The following is a 19,263-nucleotide window of genomic DNA, read 5'->3' as shown; positions in this document are numbered from 1 at the left end:
GTCCCGGCCCACCAGAACCTGTCTCACGGCCCGCAACTCACCCACACATCCGACACCAGAGCCGGATATCCCCTCGCGTTGGGGGTTCTCCCCTCGCGTACCAGCAGAGAACCCCCAACACGGGGGGATAACCGTTCATGTACTCGCCGGTGGCCGGCGTGGGATCGGCGCGGCCCGCCCATCGGTGCCGACGGCGCGGCGAGGGTGGTGACCGGAGCTGGTGACTGGAGATGGGGGCTGGTGACTGGAGATGGGCGCCGGTGAGTGGAGATGGGAATTGTCGGGTGCCGGCGCACCATGAGGTATCCCGTGTTCACGGCTGGGTGGTGGCTGGCCAGCTGTGCGTCGGGCAGGAGGGCTGGGTCGGCTGGTGGGGATTTGTGGTGGGTGGACGTGCGCCACTCATCAACCTCGGGGCGCCGTGTGGGTTCAGGCGGAGGGTTGCGTCGGTCGACGTGGTGTGGGCGCGTTGGTGAGTGCTGGGGATCCGGGGTTAGGCGGCGACGAAGGTGACGGGGGTGCCGTCGGGGTCTTGGGTGGGTGGGGTGGGGGAGGTGGTGGTGAAGGCTAGGTGGGCGATCGTCGCGGCGGGTGGGGGTGTGAGTTTGAGGATGTCAGGGCCCAGGCGGAACGTGTCGTCCGTGACGCGTTCCATGCCGAGGTGGGTGCCGTAGAACTCGGCCGCCGCGTCCGGATCGGGTGCTGCGACCGCGACGTGCGTGAACGCGACCACCGGGCCAGCCGTGATCGGTGGGATGCGGAAGTCCTCGGAGCGCTGGAGGAGTTCGACGCGGACGCCATTCGGGTCGGAGAGGAAGGCGAGTCGGCCTTGGCCGCTTCCGGCTACGCGGGGTGGCGAGAGTTCGGCGTACCCGAGGGAGATCAGCCGGGCGTAGTCGCCGTCGAGGTCGTCGGTCATGAACCCGATGTGGTTCAGTCCGTACGTCGCTTGCGGGTCGGGCTCCTCGTGGTGGAGGAGTTCGACGAGGCCGGTCGCGAGCTGGATGTGTACCCGGTTGACGCGCGGACCGGGCATGAACAGCCGGTCGACCACCTCCGCCCCGAGCTCGCCGTAGAACGACAGGCTCGCCTCGAGATCCTGTACCCGACCACCGACATGGTTCAGTTCGTAGATCACCCAACCACCGTAGCAAGCGCTTTCCGCAAGTGTCGTGGGTCGGCGCGTTGCGCGGACTGACTACGGTGGTGGGGTGGCGAAACGCTGGTCGTGGGTGGCGGTCGGAGTCCTGCTCGTAGGCGTCTGGGCCGCCTGTTCCGACAAGGACACCACCACCAAAACAGACCCCAAGCCAACCGCCACCAAACCAACTGCGACAACCACGGCGACAACCACAGCAAAGCCGACCGCGAAGAGCACGAAGCCGTGGTACGACGACTACGATCCGGCGCATTTCGCCGCCGACGTACGGCGGTACGCCAAGCAGGCCGGGATCAACCCGCAGTTGCTGATGGCAATCTTGTACAACGAGTCGTACAAACCGCACGACCCGAAGTTCGAACGGCAATGGGCCGAGGTGGATTCGGATCCGGCGTTCGGGATCGCGAACATGCACAAGCCCGCGTTCGACGAGACCAAACGCGGCCGGGATTTCGCGAAGCGGAAATGGGAAGAGCTGCCCGACAACCCCGCGCTGGCGATCGAGGCCGCGGCCTGGCATCTGCACGACCTGGCGAAACGGCTGCCGAGCAAACGCGCCGACCTCTACACCAAGGACGAGTTGCTTGCCCTCGGCTACAACGCGGGCGGTGGCAACATGCGGATCTTCGCGCGTGGACGTAAGGCCGGTTCGCAGGCCCAGTCGTACGTCGACCGTCTGCACGACAACTGGGCGAAATCCGCCGAAGCGATCAAGAGCTGACAGGAGACGCTGTGAACCGAGGGAAGTTCGGGGCACCCGCACTGGCCGTCGCCGACTGGCGCCGGCAAGTCTTCGCGCTCTACCGAGACATCCGCGCCGAACCAGATCCAGCCGCCGCCCACGCCCACTGGCAGGCCAGTCGCAACGAGCTGCTGACGAATCACCCCGCCTCACCGGTCCCGCCCGAACAGCGCGCGACGTACGCCGGTGCGCCCGTCGCGCCGTACCGCCCGGAGTTCCGTTTCGAGGCGACCATCGAGACGGACGTGAAGCCGTCGAGCTGGGAGTTCCAGTCCGCGACCGACGGCGTGATCCCGTTCTCGCGGGTCGGCGTACTGCAGTTGCCGGTGGGGGATCTCGACGTGTGGTGGCTGGAGTCGTACGGCGGCGGCCTCTTCGTACCGGTCAAGGACACCAGCAGCTCGACGTACGGCGGCGGCCGCTACCTGATCGACACGGTGAAGGGTGCGGATCTCGGGGGCGACCTTCGCGAGTTCGTCGTCGACCTGAACTTCGCGTACAACCCGTCGTGCGCGTACAGCCCGGAATGGACCTGCCCGCTGGCACCGGCAGCCAACACGTTGAGTGTCGAGCTGCCGGTGGGCGAGTTGTCAGGCTGAAGCTTCTAGAGCCTGGGTGAGAAGGGCGGCCAGGGCTTCGAGCTGGAAGTCGGCCGAGGAGCCGACCTCTTCGTCGGAGCCGTCGAGCGCCTTGGCGGCCAGGCCGGCCTTGGCGTCGATCAGGTCGGCGACCCGGGTGTCGATGGTCTGCGCGGCGATGATCCGCCACGCGGTGACCGGCTCGTCCTGGCCGATCCGGTGGACCCGGTCGATGGCCTGGGTCTGCTCGGCGTTGGTCCACGACAGCTCGGCGAGCACGACGTTCGACGAGACCTGCAGGTTGAGGCCGACGCCCGCGGTCAGCAGCGAGCAGACCGCGATGGACACGTCGGGGTCGTTGACGAAGGCATCGATGTTCTTCTGCCGGGTGCGCGCCGTCTGGTCGCCGCGGATGGACGCGTACTGGATGCCGCGCTCGGCGAACAGCTCCTCGGCGGTGTCCATCACCTCGATGTGGCGGGCGAAGAACACCACCTTGCCGACGTTCTGCGCGAGCTGCGCCGCGTAGTCGGCGGCCAGGCCTGCCTTCGCCTGACCGATCCGGCGGAACAGGCTGAACACGTTGTCGCCGGTCTTCTTGGTCGCCATCTCGGCGCGCTCCCAGCCGGCCACCTGGCGGACCAGGTCGTGGTCGATACCGTCCACGACGACCCCCGAGCGGCGGGTCTCGAGCGCGGTCCGGTACCGGTCGACGAGACGGTCCGCGAGCTCCCGCTCCGCGGCCCGGATCGAGCGGCCGGCGGCGCCGTCGAGCTCGACCGGGAGGTCGGCGATCCGGCGGGCCGGGATGTCGGCGGCGACGTCGACCTTGCGGCGCCGGACGATGCCCATGTCGATCACGCTGGCCCGTGCGGCCGCGTTGAACCCGGGGTCGGCCGGGGTCAGGTCGGTCGCGTCGAGCTTCTCCATCAGCTCGGCCCGCGGCGCCTTCTCGTCGATCCAGCCGAGGAACTCCCAGATCGCGGTGAAGTCCTCGATCGAGTTGATCAGCGGCGTACCGGTGAGGGCCATCAGCAGCGGCCGGGCGGTCCGGCTGCGGATCCGGTTGGCCAGATCGAGGACGTTCCGGGACCGCTGCGACTTCTTGTTCTTGATGAAGTGCGCCTCGTCGACGACCATGCTGCGGAACCCGAGGTCGCCGAGCCAGCCGACGTGCCGGTCGAGGATCTCGTAGTTCACCACCACAATGTCCGCGAAACCGTCGATCGTGTCACCGTCGCCGTGGATGACGGTCGGCGTACGGCGGGGTGTCCAGAGGCCGGCCTCCCGCGCCCAGTTCGTCTTGACGACGTTCGGCACGACGGCCAGCAGGGGATAGGCGTCGGCGGCCTGCGCGGCGAGCAGCGCCTGGGCGGTCTTGCCCAGACCGGGCTCGTCGGCGAGCAGGAACGTCCGGTGGCCCTCCGCCGCGGCTTCGATCACCCCGGCTTGGTGCGGCATCAGCTCGAGGCCGCGGAGGCGGAGCGCGTCGATGCCGCCGGTGAGCCGGAGCCCCTTCGGGTCGGGCAGGTGCATAGTGGCCGAGGCGGCTGCGTGCTCGAAGGAGCGCAGGAGCGGTCCGATCAGCTCCCAGCCGCCCAGCCGGCTCGGCTTGGCCGCGCGGGACGGGGCGTTGGAGAAGTCCGGGGGCAGGAACGGGTTCGCGAGCTGCCGGGCCACGACTGCTTGCGGCACCACTCGCCGGGTCTGCGTCTCCGGGGGAGCGACCTGCTGAGCCGGCTCCGGCTCCTCAGGCGCCTCCAATCCGGCGTCCTCCAGCATCTGCCGCTTGAGTGCGACCGCGGCCTCGGACATCACCGCGTCCTCGGCCAGCAGGCCGAGCAGCGAGGGCTCGAGCGCGGCGGTCTTCGCCAGGATCGTCGCGATCCCGTCGAGCCGCCGGAGTTGCTCGGTGCGGTACGCCTCGGTGGCGGACTCGGCGCCGTTCACCCGGGACCGCTCCTCGCGGACCAGCAGGGCGACGACCTGGAACTTCGTCCGGGTCGAAGGCTTGATCGCGCCACGGGTGACCGCGGCCTCGACCTCTCGCACGGCCTGTGCGAGGACCTGGATCAAACCGTCGGACTCGCCGTCACGGACGCGACGCCGGCGACGGGGAGCGGAACGGGTAGCGCCGGGCTGGCGCTGACCTCGTCGGGCCAACATTTCCTCCTGTGTCGTGCCACGGCGGAGCCGTGACGGAATACCGGACCACGCGAGGACCGAAACCGCCGACGAGGCGCGGCCCCGTGACCTGCCCAATGACGTGCAGAGGGCCGTCGAGAGAGTCCCCCAGGAACACGGCTCAGAATGCACCGCTCCTGTGTGCGCGATCGAGATCCCATGCTACCCGCACTCTCCCGAATGTTGCAGACCGGCACCGGGTATCAGCCGGGAACACATCTACAGTGGTAGCTCTGGAGGCCCGATGACAGCGGATTCGCATGTGCTGGAGGCCGGGCGCGCTCCGACGCCGTTCACCGCCGCCGAGATCCGGAACGCGACGCGGGTGGGGAAGTCGATCACGCGCCGCGTCGAGTCGGTGGGCGCGGCGCCGTACCTGCTGATCAGCACGTACGTCGAGTGCGACGACGCCGGTGTCACGCTGGAACGTTCGCGGCGGTCGCTCGACGGCGCTCTGCTCGGCGAGCCGCAGGTGATGAAGGCGACCTGGCTCGACCTGCAGCGGCACGCCTCGTTCGCGGCCGGCGACACGACGATCGAGCCGGAACGGCTGGAGACCGCGATCGGCGCGCTGGACTGCCTGCGCTACACCGTGCGGGACGGCGGGACCGACGAGATCTTCTGGTTCGCGACCAGCCTGCCGGGGATGCCGATCCAGCAGCTGACCCGGACCGACGGGCAGATCGTGGAATCCGTCGTGGTGGTCGACTACACCTCCTGACCGAGCAGCTCGACCGCGACGCGGAGGTCGTCGACGAAGAGACCGAGGTCCCGCCGGAACTCCTCGGACCGGACCACGGCTGACGGATGCACGGTCGCCACAGCGGGCACGCCGCCCGGCAACTCCACCCGCTTGCCACGCTCCTGCGTGACCCGGAACGAGGCGCCCAGGAGGGCCTTGGCCGCGACCGACCCCATCACGACGACCACCGACGGCTTCACGATCTCGAGTTCGCGCACCAGCCACGGACGGCAGGCGGTGATCTGACCGGCCGACGGCGTCTTGTGGATCCGCCGCTTCCCGCGTAGCTCGAACCGGAAGTGCTTCACCGCATTGGTGAGGTACACCTCCGACCGCTCGATCCCCGCCTCGGCCAGCGCCCTGTCGAGCAGATGCCCGGCCGGCCCGACGAAGACGTGCCCTTCCTTGTCCTCGTGATCCCCGGGCGTCTCGCCGACGAACATCATCCGCGCCCGCACCGGCCCTTCACCCGCCACAGCCCGCTCAGCGTCCTCCCACAGGTCGCAGCCACGGCAGTTGCCGAGCTCCGCGCGTACCTTCCGCATGCCGCCGGTCTGCGGCACCCACTTGTCGGCTCCTGGGTGTTTCCTCATCAAGGTTCCAGTTCCCGGTGTGGGCTATTTCATGAGTGGGGTGGGATCAGGGCCAGGCGGATGATGACGAGGGCGAAGAGGATCAGTGTGAGGGCGTGGACGACTGTGCACCACAGGCAGATCGCGTTGATCTGGAACAGTTCGGCCCAGATCAGGTAGCAGACGAACACGACCCCGGTCAGTACGCCGACCACGCGCAGGCGCCCCGGCCACGGGGACGACGTACGCCACATCGGCGGCACCGACAGCGCGGTCATGCCGACGAAGAACGCCAGCCCGAGCAGTGCGACCGGGATTCCGAAGACCTTCGAGTACTGGCTGCTCGTGACCTTCGCGCAGTTGACGACCCCGGTGTCCGGGCAGGCGAGCGTCGTACCGGCGGTGAAGTGCTCATAGGTGAGGTACGCCGCCACCGCGAGGCCGGCCACCGACACCACCAAGGTGGCCCACGGGATCCAGCCCAACGAGGTCCGGGACGGGTGCTGTGCAGTTGCGGTCACGCTCAGCCCTTCGCCGCACCGAGCTTCGATGCCGCCGCAACCACCGCGTCCGTCGAGCAGACCTTCGCCGGCTGGTTGTTCGTCAGCTTGCAGATCGCTGCCGTGTAGACGTTGGCCGAGCCGTCGACCGCCTTCGCGATCGGGCTCGACGGGTCCTTCAGCGCGTCCGCGATCTGGGCCTGGGTCTTACCGGCGAGCAGATCCGGGCTGTACGTCGCCCCGGACCCGACGTACTTGCCGCCGAGATCGATGAACGGGATGGAGCCGTCGCTGCCGACGTACGGCGGCTTGTTGTACGTGTCGAACGTCTTCTGGTCCTCGGCCGTCGGCGTGTCGAGCGGCTTGTACCCGTTCCCGACCATCTCGTTCGTGGTCGTCTCGACGCCCGTGAACGCGAGGTACTGGCTCGTGTACGTCGCCCCGTGGAACGACAGCGTCGGCGTGTTCGGGAACACGTCCTCGGACGCCGAATGCGTCGTACCGAGGTTGCTGAACGTGCCGAACCGGGACAGCGCGACCGTGACGGGCCATCGCTCCGCGGCGCAGTACGGGCAGAACTCGGCGCCGATGTAGAGCACCTTCGGCTTCCCGCCCGCGGTCAGGGCCGGCGCGCCGTTGATCGCGGACGGCGCGGCCTTGACGTCGGCGGTGCCGACCGTGGCGAAGGTCGAGTCCGGGATCGAGGAGAGTGCGGTGACGAGGCCCGTGTCGGCCGCGCCGCTGGGGCCGGTCGCGGTCTTCTTGCCACCGCCGACGAGCCGGATCGTGACGAGGCCGCCGACGATCACCACGACCAGGACGACCGCACCGACCGCGAGCAGCAGGCGCCGCCGCCGCTCCGCCTGTTGCTGGGCGGCCAGCTGCGCCGCGATGCGCTCGCGGGCCGCAGCCTTCTGTTCGACACGCCGTGCCATGACTCTCCTCTGATCGCGCGCAGGCTCCTGAAGGACAACTATCCATCGCCCCCGGAAGTTCCTACCTCTCCGTCACCGAGACATTACAGATCGCACACCCGATCACCGGCCTTGGGCAGGTTCCCTTCCCGGATCGGGCAGGAAACCCTCCCCCACCTCCGCCTAGGCTGCGGGACATGGACTGGCAGGCTTGGCATGCGGAGTATGACGATCCCGGATCCGGACTGTCGCGGCGGTTGGAGGCGGTGCAGGAGCAGGTACGCGCGGCGCTCGATCGGGCTCCGGCCGGCCCGGTACCGGTGATCAGCCTCTGCGCGGGGCAGGGCCGTGACCTCATCGACGTACTGGAGGATCACCCGCGGCGTGCCGACGTACGGGCGCGGTTGGTCGAGCTTGATCCGGAGTTGGCGGCGTTCGCGCGGGAGCGGGCGAGTGGTCTCGATCAGGTCGAGGTGGTCACGGGCGACGCGTCGCTGACCGATCAGTACGTCGGCCTCGCGCCGGCCGAGCTGGTGCTGCTGTGCGGGATCTTCGGCAACATCACGTCCGCGGACATCGAGCGCACGATCGCGACGAGCCCGCAGCTCTGCCGTACGGGCGCGACGGTTATCTGGACCCGTCATCGTGGGGAGCCGGATCTGGTGCCGAGGATCTGCGACTGGTTCGAGGCACGCGGCTTCGAGCGGGTGTGGGTGTCCGGTCCGGAGGTTGGTTTCGGCGTCGGTGTGCACCGCTTCACCGGCGTACCGGAGTCGCTGGTGACGGGGCAGAGTCTGTTCAGTTTCGTGGTGGGCGGAGTATGAGTAACGCCAGCGCGAGGAGTGCGGCGAGGGCGAGGTAGCCGGCGTCCAGTACGGCGACTGTCGCGATCGCGGCGACGAGTAGCGGACCGCCTGCGTCGCCGAGCTCGCGTCCGAGTTCTGCGGTGCCCATGGTCTGGCCGAGTCGCTCGGGCGGCGTACTCGCAGCCAGCGCCGCGAACCCGAGCGGCGTGATCACGCCCGTGCCCGCGCCGATGAGCGCGGATGCGATGAGCAGGAACGCGACGCCGGGCAGCGCGGCGGCTACGAAACCTAGCGCTGCTAGACCCAGCCCTAGCGCGATGCCGGTGCGCGTCGTCAGCTTGCCGGCGTCGAGCGCGCGACCGGTCCGCGGTTGCACGACCGCCGCTGTCGCCGCTAGCAGTGATACAGCCGCGCCGGTCGCGATCGTGCCGAGCCCGTCCGACGCGCCGGTGACCGGCAGGAACCCGACGCCGACCGACAATGCCGCCGTCGCAGCCGCAAGCGCCGCGGTCGGGCGCAGGAAGACCGGGTCGGTGATCCGTCGCGCCAGATCGAGCACGGTCTGCCGGGTCCGAGGCAGCGGCGGCACATCAGGTACGGCGATGAACGCCCAGACGGCAACGGCCGCGGCGAGAACAGTCATCACCCCGAACAGCAGCCGGAATCCGCCGAGCCACACCAGCCCACCGCCGAGCAACGGCCCGGCCGTGTACCCGATGCTCTTGTAGAACCCGTAGCTACCGAAGGCCCGCCCGTGTTTCGCCGACGGGTTCAACCGGGCGACCAACGCCGAGGCGGCGGGGGAGAAGGCCGAAGCGGCGGCGCCCTGCCCGAGGCGCGCGACCCACAGCCATCCGGGCCGGTCCACGAGTACATAGGTGCCTGAGGCAACGGCGAACCCGGCGAGGCCGAACAGCAGCATCGGGCGGGCGCCGATCCGATCCGCAATCGTGCCGAACACCGGCTTCAGCAGCACCTCCGCGCCGTCGTACAAAGCGAGCAAGAGGCCGAGGGTGAGGAGCGAGGTGACGGCGTCGGGGGAGGATCCGCCGAGGTTCGCCGCGACCGCGTGCGCGCCGAACGCGGTCGTGAAACCGGCCGCGTAGAGCGGCCACATCCGTACCGCTCGATCTGTCACAGGAGGACTGTAGCCCTCGACAGGATTTGAACCATCAGTTATGTTACATAGACGATGTCATATCGACTCGGAGGTGCACCCGATGGACGAGACTGCTGAGCGGTTGCTGGGGTCGGCGGGCACGTTGTCCCGGGACCCGGAGACCGAGATCGACTGGGACGCGCCGGTCGGCGACGGGTACGGGATGTCGCCGGAGTGGAGCACGCTCTACGCGACGCCGTACTGGGACGAGCTGAACGAGGCGAAGCAGCGGGAGCTGACCCGGCACGAGTCCGCGTCGGTGGCCTCGACCGGGATCTGGTTCGAGATGATCCTGCAGCAGATGATCCTTCGGGACGTGTACGACAAGCCGCCGCGCAGCGCCGAGTTCCAGTGGGCGCTGACCGAGATCGCCGACGAGTGCCGGCACTCGATCATGTTCGCGAAGGCGTCCGGCCGCCTCGCCGAGCCGACGTACCGCCCGCGGCTGCTCGCGCGCGAACTCGGCCGGATGTTCAAGACGGTCGCGACCGGTGAGACGGCGTACGCCGCGATTCTGGTGGCGGAAGAGGTGCTGGACGTCATGCAGCGCGACTGGATGCGGGACCGCCGGGTCGAGCCGCTGGTGCGGACCGTGAACCACATCCACGTGGTGGAGGAGTCGCGGCACATGGTGTTCGCGCGCGAGGAGACCCGCGAGCGGCTGGCCGGTGCGGGGCGCGGGCGGCGCTGGGTGAGTGCGCTCGTGATCGCGATCGCCGCCGACATGATCGTGTCGAGCATGGTGAGCCGCGAGGTCTACGCGAACGTCGGGCTGGACGTCGAACGCGCCGTACGGGAGGCGCAGCGCAACGAGCATCACCGGTCGTTGCTGCGGACAAGCTGCGCGAACCTGATGGACTTCCTCGGATCGGTCGGGCTGCTGACGCCCGCCGCGTCCCGGGTGTATCGGCGGACCGGTCTGCTGTGAGTTACGTGATCTCGGGGGAGTGCTGCTCGGACGCGAGCTGTGTCGCGGTCTGCCCGATGAACAGCATCCACCCGTCGCCCGGCGAGCCCGGGTTCGGCGCGGGCGTGAGTCTGTTCATCGATCCGCGGACCTGCATCGACTGCGGTGCGTGCGCCGACATCTGCCCTGTCGACGCGGCGCAACCGGCCGACCAGGCGGCGCCTGAGGATGTCGAACGGAACACCGCGTACTTCGCGGAGCGAGAGCCGCTCGAGGCCACGGATCTGGACAGCTGGGAGCCGCCGTCGTACCAGACCTGGGGCGACGGGCCGCGCCGGGTGCTGGTCGTCGGCGCCGGACCGGCCGGGATGTACGCGACGCGCGAGTTGTTGCTGCGGACAACGGCCGAGGTGACGCTCGTCGATCGGAGCGACCGGATCGGCGGCCTGGTGCGGTTCGGCGTCGCGCCGGATCATCCGCAGACCAAGCAGATCATCGACACCTTCGAGCGGATCGTCGGCCACTCGCGGGTGCGCTGGCTGCCGGGCACCGACGCCGCCTCGATGACCAGCGGGTACGACGCGGTGATCCACGCGGTCGGAGCGCGCCGCAGCCGACGGCTCGGGATCACCGGCGAGCCGGCGGCCTGCACCGCCGAAGACTTCGTTGCCTGGTGCAACGGGCGGCCCGGTGCGTCGTTGCCGGTCGCCTTGACCGGACCGCGAGCCGTCGTGATCGGGAACGGGAACGTCGCGATCGACCTCGCGCGGATCCTGCTGAGCGACGAGGAACGGCTGCGCTCGATGGACGTCACCCCGGCGGTACGTCGTACGCTCGCGGCCAGCGGGATCAAGGAAGTCGTGCTGCTCGGCCGGCGCGGGCCCGAAGCGGCGGCGTACACGGAAACGGCGTTGCAGGAGTTGCTCGCCGCGGCCGGCGACCGGGTCGAGCTCCGGTACCACGCGCGGCCGACGAGCTGGACGTCCGACGGACTGACACTCGACACCGGCGAGACGATCGCCGCAGGCAACCTGTTCACCGCGATCGGGTTCGAGGGACGGCCGATCGACGGGCTGCCGTTCGACGCGGACCGCGGGATCGTCCCGAACGTCCGCGGCGCCGTCGTCGGCCGGCCCGGTCACTACGTGGCGGGCTGGATCAAACGCGGCGCTCGCGGCGGGATCGGCGTGAACAAGGCCTGCGCCCAGGAGACCGTGACGACGCTGGTCAGCTCTTCCAGGGCTGCAGCTTCTCCGGGTTCCTGATCGCCCAGATGTTCGTGATGTGATCGCCGTCCACATCGAACGCGATCACGGTCTCGACGACACCCTCGAACTCGATCACCAGCCCGGGCTGCCCGTTGACCGTGCGCTCGATGATGGTGCGGCCGAGGGTGAACACCGGGAGCCGGGCGAAGTACTGCGCGACGTCGGTGCCGCCGTGCACCGGCGCGAGCGAGGCCGTCACGATGCCACCGCCGTCGGCGACCGCAGTGACCTCCGGATCGAGCAGGTTGACGAGGGCCGCGATGTCGGTCGCCTCCCAGGCCGCCTTGAACTCGCGGACCAGCTCCGCCCGCCGAGCCGACGGTGCCGCCGGGTGCTCGGCGTCCCGGATCCGGCGGCGGGCCGACGAGGCCAGTTGGCGACACGCGGCCGGCGTACGGCCGACGATCTCGGCGACCTCCGGGAACGGGTACCGGAACACGTCGTGCAGGATGAACGCGACCCGTTCGGCCGGCGTCATCGCGTCGAGTACGACGAGGAACGCCATGTTCACGGACTCGTCCAGCGTCACCCGGTCGGCCGGGTCGGCGGATCCGGCCTGCCACTCGGTAGTCTCCGGCAACGGCTCCGGGATCCACTCACCGACGTACCGCTCCCGCCGGGCGCGGGCCGACCGCAGCAGGTCGAGGCAGATCCGGCTCGCGACCTTCGTCAGCCACGCCGCCGGGTTGTCGATCGCCTGCTGGCCGTCCGGGGTCATCGCGTACCAGCGCGCATACGTTTCCTGGACCACGTCCTCGGCGTCGGCCAGCGACCCCAGCAGCCGGTACGCGAGATTGATCAGCTGCCGCCGCTCGCTCATGATCGCGCTCAGGCCGGGGTCACTCATGGCGGTCCTCTCCTCGTTCATACCTGGTACGACGGAACAGGCCGCCGGACTGTGAGGTCTCACAGTCCGCGCCGGTGTCTCGTCGTACCGATCATGACCACACAGAATGCTGTCGCCGAAGTCGACATCCGGGAAGGCGTCGACATCCTGCTCGACGCGATCCGCACCGGCGACCGGGCCGCCGTCAGGACGATCTTCGCCCCGAACATCGTCTCGTTCGACATCCAGCCGCCGCTGCGGCACCTCGGCGCCGAGACGAAGTGGGCGAACTGGGAGTTCGTGTTCGAGGCGTTCGAGCTGCCGCTCGAGTACGAGGTCCGCGACCTGACCGTCCTCGTCGACGGCGACCTCGCTGTCGTGTACTCACTCAACCACATGAACGCCGTGCTGAAGACAGGCGGCAAGATCGACTACTGGCTGCGCTGGACGGCCGCCTGGCAGAAGATCGACGGCCAATGGCTGATCGTGCACGACCAGGTCTCCGTCCCGTCGAACTTCGAGGACGGCAGTGCCGCGATGGACCTCATGCCCTGAACGTTTTGAGCCGCGCCCAGCCGAGAATGTGCGGGCCGGCCGTCTCATGAACTCACCCTCGCAGACTGTCGGATCGCGGCCCGGGTCGATCGTCTCCTGAGCGAGACTGTCATCAAGGAGGTGGCGGGTGAAGTACGTGCTGATGTTCATCGAGACCGAGGAATTCGCGACGGAGTTCGCGGCGATGGGTCCGGCCGAGAAGGAGGAGGCGTACCGGCGGGTGTACCAGTGGTTCGACGACCATGCGGACAAGATCACCAACCGGGGCAGCAAGCTGCAAGGCCGGGAGACCGCGACGACGGTCCGGCTGGACGGCGGGCAGCTGACGACGGACGGACCGTTCATCGAGGGTAAGGAGGTCGTGTCCGGGTTCACCGAGATCGAGGTCGAGGACCTCGACGAGGCCCTGCGGATGGTGAAGACCTGGCCGGCCTGCCCGGTGATCGAGATCCGGCCGGTCGCGGAGATGTGAGCACCGACGACGAACTGGCCCGCGTGGTGCGTGACCACGCAGGGCGGCTGGCGGGCGCGTTGGTGTCGATGCTCGGTGACTTCTCCGCGGCCGAGGACCTGGTGCAGGACGCGGTCGAGATCGCGCTGAGGCGCTGGCCGGTCGAAGGTATTCCGGAGCGGCCGGACGCGTGGCTGTTCACGGTCGCGAAGCGCCGCGGTCTCGACATACTGCGTCGACAGCAGAACTACCGCTCCAAACTCGCGCTCCTGCAACCGTTGGAGCAGTCGCCGCCGGATGATCGGCTGCGATTGATCTTCACCTGCTGCCACCCGGCGTTGGCGCGTGAGGCTCAGGTGGCGCTGACTCTCCGGGTGGTGTGCGGGCTGACGACCGCCCAGATCGCGGCCGCGTTCCTGGCGTCCGAGTCCGCCGTCGCGCAGCGGATCACACGGGCGAAGCGCAAGATCACCGACGCCGGCATCCCGTACCGGATCCCGCGCGACGACGAGCTCGCCGAGCGCCTCAACGAAGTACTGACAGTCATCTATCTGCTCTTCAACGAGGGCTACCTGTCGAGTACGGCGGAACGCGCGCACTCCCGCGATCTCGTCGACGACGCCGAATGGCTGACCGCGCTGCTCCACGGACTCCTGCCCAACGAACCCGAGGTAGCCGGCCTGCTCGCCCTGATCAGACTGCATCGAGCCCGTACGGCGGCCCGCTTCACGCCGGCCGGCGACCTCGTCCTCCTCGAGGACCAGGACCGTACGTCGTGGGACCACGCGGCGATCGCGGACGCAACGGCTCTCCTGACCCGCACCGCCCGACGGCACCACGCACCCGGCCCGTACCAACTCCAGGCCGCGATCGCCGCCTGCCACAGCGAGGCACCCACCTGGCCCGAGACGGACTGGCCACAGATCCTCGTCCTGTACGACATGCTCCTCACCCTGCAGCCAACCCCAGTCACCGGACTGCACCGATCCATCGCACTGTCCTATGTACGCGGACCTGCCGCTGCTCTCGCAGAACTCGACGGAATGGCCACCGACCTTCAGCAGTACTCCTTGTTCCACGCGACCCGCGCGCAACTCCTCCGCGACCTCGGCCGCCTCGCCGAGGCCCATGACGCGGACGAGCGCGCAGCCGAGTTGACCGCCAATCCGGCACAGCTCGGGCTGCTCAAGGAGCGCCTGGCCCGCTGAGCCACCATCCTTGCTCCATGGGTGCGGAGGGACGGGGCGAACGGCTGTGGTTTCTCGACTGGTTGCGCGTGATCGCGGTGTTCGGGGTGTTCGTGTTCCACACCCTGCGGCCGTTCGACGACGGCGACTGGCACGTGAAGAACGCGCAGACCAGTGCGGGGATCTCGATCGCGATCGCGTTCCTGGGGTTGTGGGGGCTGGCGTTCTTCTTCATGATTTCCGGTTCCGCCGCGTGGCTGGCGCTGCGGTGGCGGAGCGCGGCCGAGTTCCTCAGAGAGCGCTCGCTGAGGTTGCTCGTCCCGTTCTTCGTCGCGTACGTGCTGCTGTCACCGCTGCAGTACTTCATCGAGGAGCACCACAAGGGCCGGTCGACGGACTCGTTCTTCGGTGATGTGAGGACGTTCTTCAGCGATCTCGCCGGCGATGCGCCGCTGTGGTTGCGCGACACGTACCACCTGTGGTTCCTCGTCTACCTGATCCAGTTCGCCGTACTCGGTCTGCCGGTATTCCTGTTGCTGCGGGGCAAGTCTGATTGGACGGCTTGGATCGCGCGCCGGTGTCAGCGGCGCGGGTCGATCCTGTTGCTCGTCGTACCGCTGGTGCCGGTTCATCTTCTGCTGCTCGCGGCGCCCGGTCCGGAGCACGGGTGGGGCGAGTTCGTGTTCTTCTTCGACTTCTTCGTCGTCGGGTATCTGGTGATGTCCGACGAGCGACTGCTGGCCGCGGTACGACGGGACGCTCGAGCGGGGCTCGCGCTCGGCGCCGGCGCGTTTGTGCTTGGGGTCGTCACCGGCATCATCGACTTCCTCGACGGCTGGTGGCCGGACCCGGGCTACTCGTGGCAGTACATCTGGTACTCGCCACTCATCACCCTCGCCGTGTGGGGCTGGCTCGTCGCGGTCCTGGGCTTCGGCCTCCGCGCGCCCGCACTCCAACGCCCACTACCCCCGCGCCTGGCCCGAGCCGCAATGCCGTACTTCATCGTCCACCAGCCGATCATCCTCGCACTGGCCTACTTCATCGTCACCTGGAACACGACCCTCTGGCTCAAGTACGCCGTACTCCTCCCCACCGCCTTCACCGCCTCAGCCCTCCTGGCCTGGCTCCTGTCATCCACCCCAGCAGTCAACCAACTCCTCGGCGTCAAACGGGCGACCCCGACCCGCTGAGACACCCGTGAGCACGGTCGGCCATCCGCGGGGGAGACACCTTCCGGGTCGTGCGGACAGGGAATGTCAGGCTCTTGTGCCTGACGTGTGGGTGGTCGACGGGTGCCAGGGCGGTCCCGGGCTTGATGTGATGTGCACGCTCGACAGGAGGTGTCGGGTGGCCGGGTAGTGCACCTGAGCGTAAACGCGCCCGCGCGTACACCGTCTCACCGGTGCACTACCTGTCGAGCGTGCATATCACCCCGGCCGCGAGCAGCCGTCCCACCACCAACCCCATCACCCAGCCGGCAAGACAACATCCACCCATCCAGCACAAGAACGGATATCCCCTGGCGTTGTGGGTTCTCCCCTCTAACACCAACGGAGAAGCCACAACACGGACGGATATCCACTCGTGTGCGAGGGCTCTTGTCGCGCCCGACCTCGGGGCCGGCCGACGGGATGGACCGGGCAGTGCAGGCGGTGCATGCGGTGGTGCGGTGCGGGCGGTGGTGCGGTGCGTGCGGTGGTGCGGGCGGTGGTGCGGTGCGAGCCGTGGTGCGGTGCGAGCCGTGGTGCGGTGCGAGCGGTGGTGCGGGCCGTGGTGCGAGCGGTGGTGCGGGGCCGTGGTGCGGGCGGGCGGTGGGACTGGAGACAGGAGCTGGTGGGCGGAGGCGGGAAATGTCGGGTTTCGGGTCTCCACGGTCTGTCGTGAGTCTCCGGATGCCGCCGCTGACGCCCACACATCTGACCGGAGCGCCGGATATCAGGTGCGACCCCACCGGAACCTGTCCAACGGCCCGCTCACACAGCGGACGGTCAGACGCTGCGGAGGACTGAGACGACTACGCCGAGGATTGTTGCGTTGTCGCCGTCGATGACTTCGTAGGCGGGGTTGCGGGGTTCCAGGTACACGTGGTTGTTGCGGCGGCGGTAGACCTTGACCGTGGCTTCGTCGTCGAGCATCGCGGCGACGATCTGGCCGGAGTGGGCCTCGGACTGCTGGCGGACGACGACGATGTCGCCGTCGCAGATCGCGGCGTCGATCATCGACTCGCCGCGGACGCGCAGGCCGAACACGGTGCCGCGGCCGGTCAGCCCGCGGGGGAGTTGCAGTACGTCGTCCACGTGCTCGACCGCGGAGATCGGCGTACCGGCCGCGATGTCGCCGACCACCGGCACCGGCACGTTGTCGTCACTCGTCGCCCCGGCGCCCGGCTCCTGGAGGAACATCCGGACGTCGATCGGCCGCGACACCGACGGGCTCCGGCGGAGGAACCCCTTCTCCTCCAGACTGGCCAGGTGCTTCGACACCGACGACGAGGAGCGCAGCCCGACCGCGTCACCGATCTGCCGGCTGCTCGGCGGGTACCCGTACCGCATCACCCAGTCCCGGATCACCACCAGAATGCGCTGCTGCCGCTCCGGAAGCGCCCCGATGTCGAGGTCGCCGAACAGATCAAGATCAGTCACCGCGGAATCCTAGAGCGCCCCCACCCGACAAGCGCACTCCGACGCGCTCTTAATGAGAAGGTGCAGGCATGCGCGGTCCATCGGATGAGGTTCTGGACGCCTTTGGGTTGGCTGAGCCTGTGGTACGGCTGCCGGGTGGGCAGGGGGAGACCTGGTGCTCCGGGGGTGTGGTGATCAAGCGTGCGGATGCCGAGGCCGCCTGGCGGGCCGAGGTGTTGAACGCGTTGCCGGAGTCGGGGGAGTTTCGGGTGGCTCGGCCGGTGCGGGCTCGGGATGGTGCGTGGGTCGCGTTCGGGTGGGAGGCCAGTGAGCTGCTGGTTGGTGCGACGGATGTTCGGCGGCAGGACGAGGTACTGACCGCAGCGGCCGCGTTCCATGAGGCCGTCGCCGGGTTGTCTCGGCCGCAGTTCATCGACACCCGCCAGGATCCGTGGGCGGACGGCGACCGGGTCGCCTGGCGCGAACAGTCCGTCGACGGAAGTCCGGCGTACGTCGAACTTGTCGGGCCGCTCGTCGACGCGTGGCGGCCGGTGGAACTGGTGTCGCAGGTGGTGCACGGGGACCTGCCGGGGAACGTGATGTTCGCCGACGGTCTCCCGCCGGCGATCATCGACTGGCCCGTCTATTGGCGACCGCCGTCGTGGGCGGCGGCTGTCGCGGTCGCCGATGCACTGTGCTGGTACGGCGCCCAACCGGAACTCGCGGCGCGCTGGGCCCACCTACCCGAGTGGGGCCAGATGCTCGTGCGCGCGCTGATCTACCGCATGACGACCGACGACCTCGCGGGCGGCGCCCCGACCTGGACGGACGCTCGCCGCGGGGCCTACGCGCCGGTCATCGAGCTTGCGGTCTCGTACGCCGGTTGAGTCGCGCGGCCCGCGGCCCGGACGGCGAGCGGAATGGTGCCGAAGGCAAGCACTCCGAGGGCCGCGCCGATCCAGCCGACCGACGAATAGCCTGCGCCTCCGTCGAGCGCCAGGCCGCCGAGCCAGGGACCGACCGTAATGCCGACGTTGAACGCCGAGATGTTGAAGGCGGCGGCGAGCGTCGGTGCGGATCCGGCGACGCTGAACACCCGCGAGTTCACCGCCGGGTTGGTCGCGAAGCCGAACGTTCCGACCCCGATGATCGCCGGGATCGCGAGCCACGGCGTGCCGGTCGCGAGCGCGAGCACGATCGCTGCGGCGATCACTCCGGCCAGGCTGATCGCGAGCGTGCTGAACGGTCGCTGATCCGCGGTGCGTCCGCTGATCGTGATACCGGCCAGCGCGCCGACGCCGTACAGCGCCAGGATCACCGGCACCCAGGCCGCGGACAGTCCGGTGGTCTCGGTGAGCAGGGGAGCGAGGTAGCTGAAGATCACCAAGATCGCGCCGGTCGACAGGGCGGTCGTCCCGTACGCGAGCCAGAGCTGCGGATTCGCCATGCTGCGCAACTCGAGACGCAGCCGGGGAACGCTCTCTGAGCGTCCCTTGGGAATCGTCGCGACCACACCGCCGATCGCCAGGACCGACAGCAGAGCCACCGCCCAGAACGCCGATCGCCAACCGAGGTGCTGGCCGAGCAACGTCCCGGCAGGCAGCCCGACGATCGTGGCCACGGTGAGACCGCTCGCCAGGACGCTCATCGCCTTCGCACGCGCTTCCGGCCCGGCGAGCTCGATCGCGGTCACCGAAGCGACCGCCCAGAACCCGGCGTACACGAAGGCGCCCGCGACTCGGGTCGCGAGCAGCACGCCGTACGACGACGTGAGGGCGCCGGCCACGTGGGTGAGCGCGAAGATCGTGAGAAACGCGAGCATCGCCGCGCGCAGGGAGAAGCGCAGCGTCGTGACCGCCAGGATCGGTGCGCCGATGAGCATGCCGACGGCGAACGCGGAGATCAGCAGACCGGCCGCGGGGATGGAGACGTCCAGATCGGTCGCGATCTCGGGGAGCAGACCGGCGAGCATCAGCTCGGACGTGCCCTGGGCGAAGATCGCCAGGCCGAGCAGATAGACAGCGCGGGGCATGAGGGCCTCTCAGTATTAGATCGATCGGTTCACAACGCGGGCGTGCCGAACCGAGGGCTG

20 protein-coding genes are annotated in these 19,263 nt (G+C 69.0%); 11 read left to right on the top strand and 9 right to left on the bottom strand.

From position 1 onward, the window contains the following. Window positions 1–493: 493 nt before the first annotated feature. Window positions 494–1,138, bottom strand: coding sequence for a VOC family protein (locus ACWF0M_RS25425; RefSeq protein WP_452238206.1), 645 nt, complete (start codon window positions 1,136–1,138; stop codon window positions 494–496). A gap of 73 nt (window positions 1,139–1,211) precedes the next feature. Here ACWF0M_RS25425 and ACWF0M_RS25420 point away from each other — a divergent pair, with 73 nt between their 5' ends. Next, a complete protein-coding gene (locus tag ACWF0M_RS25420; RefSeq protein ID WP_452238205.1) occupies window positions 1,212–1,880 on the top strand; it encodes a transglycosylase SLT domain-containing protein in 669 nt (222 codons plus the stop codon). Between the two features lie 11 nt (window positions 1,881–1,891). Continuing rightward, window positions 1,892–2,500, top strand: coding sequence for a DUF1684 domain-containing protein (locus ACWF0M_RS25415; protein WP_452238204.1), 609 nt, complete (start codon window positions 1,892–1,894; stop codon window positions 2,498–2,500). Here ACWF0M_RS25415 and ACWF0M_RS25410 read toward each other — a convergent pair. Continuing rightward, complete coding sequence (locus ACWF0M_RS25410; protein WP_452238203.1) at window positions 2,492–4,645, bottom strand: DEAD/DEAH box helicase; 2,154 nt, start codon at window positions 4,643–4,645, stop codon at window positions 2,492–2,494. The two genes, ACWF0M_RS25415 and ACWF0M_RS25410, sit on opposite strands and share 9 nt — an antisense overlap. 262 nt (window positions 4,646–4,907) lie before the next feature. Here ACWF0M_RS25410 and ACWF0M_RS25405 point away from each other — a divergent pair, with 262 nt between their 5' ends. Further along, a complete protein-coding gene (locus tag ACWF0M_RS25405) occupies window positions 4,908–5,384 on the top strand; it encodes a hypothetical protein (protein WP_452238202.1) in 477 nt (158 codons plus the stop codon). Here the strand turns inward: ACWF0M_RS25405 and ACWF0M_RS25400 are convergent. Genes ACWF0M_RS25400 through ACWF0M_RS25390 form a run of 3 tightly spaced genes read right to left on the bottom strand, consistent with a single transcriptional unit; the run spans window position 5,372 to window position 7,412 of the window. Continuing rightward, entirely contained in the window at window positions 5,372–5,998 is a 627-nt protein-coding gene (locus ACWF0M_RS25400) for a UdgX family uracil-DNA binding protein (RefSeq protein ID WP_452238201.1), read from the bottom strand. The two genes, ACWF0M_RS25405 and ACWF0M_RS25400, sit on opposite strands and share 13 nt — an antisense overlap. Before the next feature lie 29 nt (window positions 5,999–6,027). After that, window positions 6,028–6,498 (bottom strand): vitamin K epoxide reductase family protein, encoded by a 471-nt coding sequence (locus ACWF0M_RS25395; RefSeq protein WP_452238200.1) that lies wholly within the window; start codon window positions 6,496–6,498, stop codon window positions 6,028–6,030. A gap of 2 nt (window positions 6,499–6,500) precedes the next feature. Next, window positions 6,501–7,412, bottom strand: a complete 912-nt coding sequence (locus ACWF0M_RS25390) for a DUF929 family protein (protein WP_452238199.1) — start codon at window positions 7,410–7,412, stop codon at window positions 6,501–6,503. A gap of 176 nt (window positions 7,413–7,588) precedes the next feature. Here ACWF0M_RS25390 and ACWF0M_RS25385 point away from each other — a divergent pair, with 176 nt between their 5' ends. After that, on the top strand, window positions 7,589–8,215 hold the full coding sequence (locus tag ACWF0M_RS25385; protein ID WP_452238198.1) for an SAM-dependent methyltransferase: 627 nt from the start codon (window positions 7,589–7,591) through the stop codon (window positions 8,213–8,215). Here the strand turns inward: ACWF0M_RS25385 and ACWF0M_RS25380 are convergent. Beyond that, window positions 8,190–9,335, bottom strand: coding sequence for an MFS transporter (locus ACWF0M_RS25380; protein ID WP_452238197.1), 1,146 nt, complete (start codon window positions 9,333–9,335; stop codon window positions 8,190–8,192). The genes ACWF0M_RS25385 and ACWF0M_RS25380 overlap by 26 nt on opposite strands. A gap of 82 nt (window positions 9,336–9,417) precedes the next feature. On the opposite strand from ACWF0M_RS25380, the gene ACWF0M_RS25375 reads away from it, so the two are divergent. Together ACWF0M_RS25375 and ACWF0M_RS25370 are read left to right on the top strand one after the other, a co-directional pair. After that, window positions 9,418–10,284, top strand: coding sequence for an AurF N-oxygenase family protein (locus ACWF0M_RS25375; RefSeq protein WP_452238196.1), 867 nt, complete (start codon window positions 9,418–9,420; stop codon window positions 10,282–10,284). Further along, a complete protein-coding gene (locus ACWF0M_RS25370; protein WP_452238195.1) occupies window positions 10,281–11,528 on the top strand; it encodes an FAD-dependent oxidoreductase in 1,248 nt (415 codons plus the stop codon). Before ACWF0M_RS25375 ends, ACWF0M_RS25370 begins: the two co-directional genes overlap by 4 nt. Here the strand turns inward: ACWF0M_RS25370 and sigJ are convergent. Then, a complete protein-coding gene (sigJ, locus tag ACWF0M_RS25365; RefSeq protein WP_452238194.1) occupies window positions 11,491–12,378 on the bottom strand; it encodes an RNA polymerase sigma factor SigJ in 888 nt (295 codons plus the stop codon). The genes ACWF0M_RS25370 and sigJ overlap by 38 nt on opposite strands. Before the next feature lie 93 nt (window positions 12,379–12,471). Between sigJ and ACWF0M_RS25360 the strand changes: the two genes are divergently transcribed. The 4 genes from ACWF0M_RS25360 to ACWF0M_RS25345 all read left to right on the top strand — a co-directional run bounded on the left by ACWF0M_RS25360 (window position 12,472) and on the right by ACWF0M_RS25345 (window position 15,740). Continuing rightward, complete coding sequence (locus tag ACWF0M_RS25360; RefSeq protein ID WP_452238193.1) at window positions 12,472–12,912, top strand: YybH family protein; 441 nt, start codon at window positions 12,472–12,474, stop codon at window positions 12,910–12,912. 127 nt (window positions 12,913–13,039) lie between these two features. Next, the gene (locus ACWF0M_RS25355; protein ID WP_452238192.1) at window positions 13,040–13,384 is read left to right on the top strand and encodes a YciI family protein; all 345 of its coding nucleotides are present in this window, start codon (window positions 13,040–13,042) and stop codon (window positions 13,382–13,384) included. Continuing rightward, entirely contained in the window at window positions 13,381–14,571 is a 1,191-nt protein-coding gene (locus tag ACWF0M_RS25350) for an RNA polymerase sigma factor (RefSeq protein WP_452238191.1), read from the top strand. The genes ACWF0M_RS25355 and ACWF0M_RS25350 overlap by 4 nt, the downstream gene beginning before the upstream one ends. A 17-nt stretch (window positions 14,572–14,588) precedes the next feature. After that, window positions 14,589–15,740: an acyltransferase family protein gene (locus tag ACWF0M_RS25345; RefSeq protein ID WP_452238190.1), complete on the top strand. Its 1,152-nt coding sequence runs from the start codon at window positions 14,589–14,591 to the stop codon at window positions 15,738–15,740. A gap of 798 nt (window positions 15,741–16,538) precedes the next feature. Here ACWF0M_RS25345 and lexA read toward each other — a convergent pair. Then, entirely contained in the window at window positions 16,539–17,192 is a 654-nt protein-coding gene (gene lexA, locus ACWF0M_RS25340) for a transcriptional repressor LexA (RefSeq protein ID WP_452238189.1), read from the bottom strand. A gap of 68 nt (window positions 17,193–17,260) precedes the next feature. On the opposite strand from lexA, the gene ACWF0M_RS25335 reads away from it, so the two are divergent. Next, window positions 17,261–18,058: a TIGR02569 family protein gene (locus tag ACWF0M_RS25335; protein WP_452238188.1), complete on the top strand. Its 798-nt coding sequence runs from the start codon at window positions 17,261–17,263 to the stop codon at window positions 18,056–18,058. On the opposite strand, the gene ACWF0M_RS25330 is transcribed toward ACWF0M_RS25335, so the two are convergent. Beyond that, window positions 18,016–19,203: a Cmx/CmrA family chloramphenicol efflux MFS transporter gene (locus ACWF0M_RS25330; protein WP_452238187.1), complete on the bottom strand. Its 1,188-nt coding sequence runs from the start codon at window positions 19,201–19,203 to the stop codon at window positions 18,016–18,018. The genes ACWF0M_RS25335 and ACWF0M_RS25330 overlap by 43 nt on opposite strands. Window positions 19,204–19,263: the final 60 nt, after the last annotated feature.

This window comes from Kribbella sp. NPDC055110, from assembly GCF_053607525.1.
Note: the sequence above shows the minus strand (reverse complement) of the source record. Positions and strands in the feature narration are given on the sequence as shown.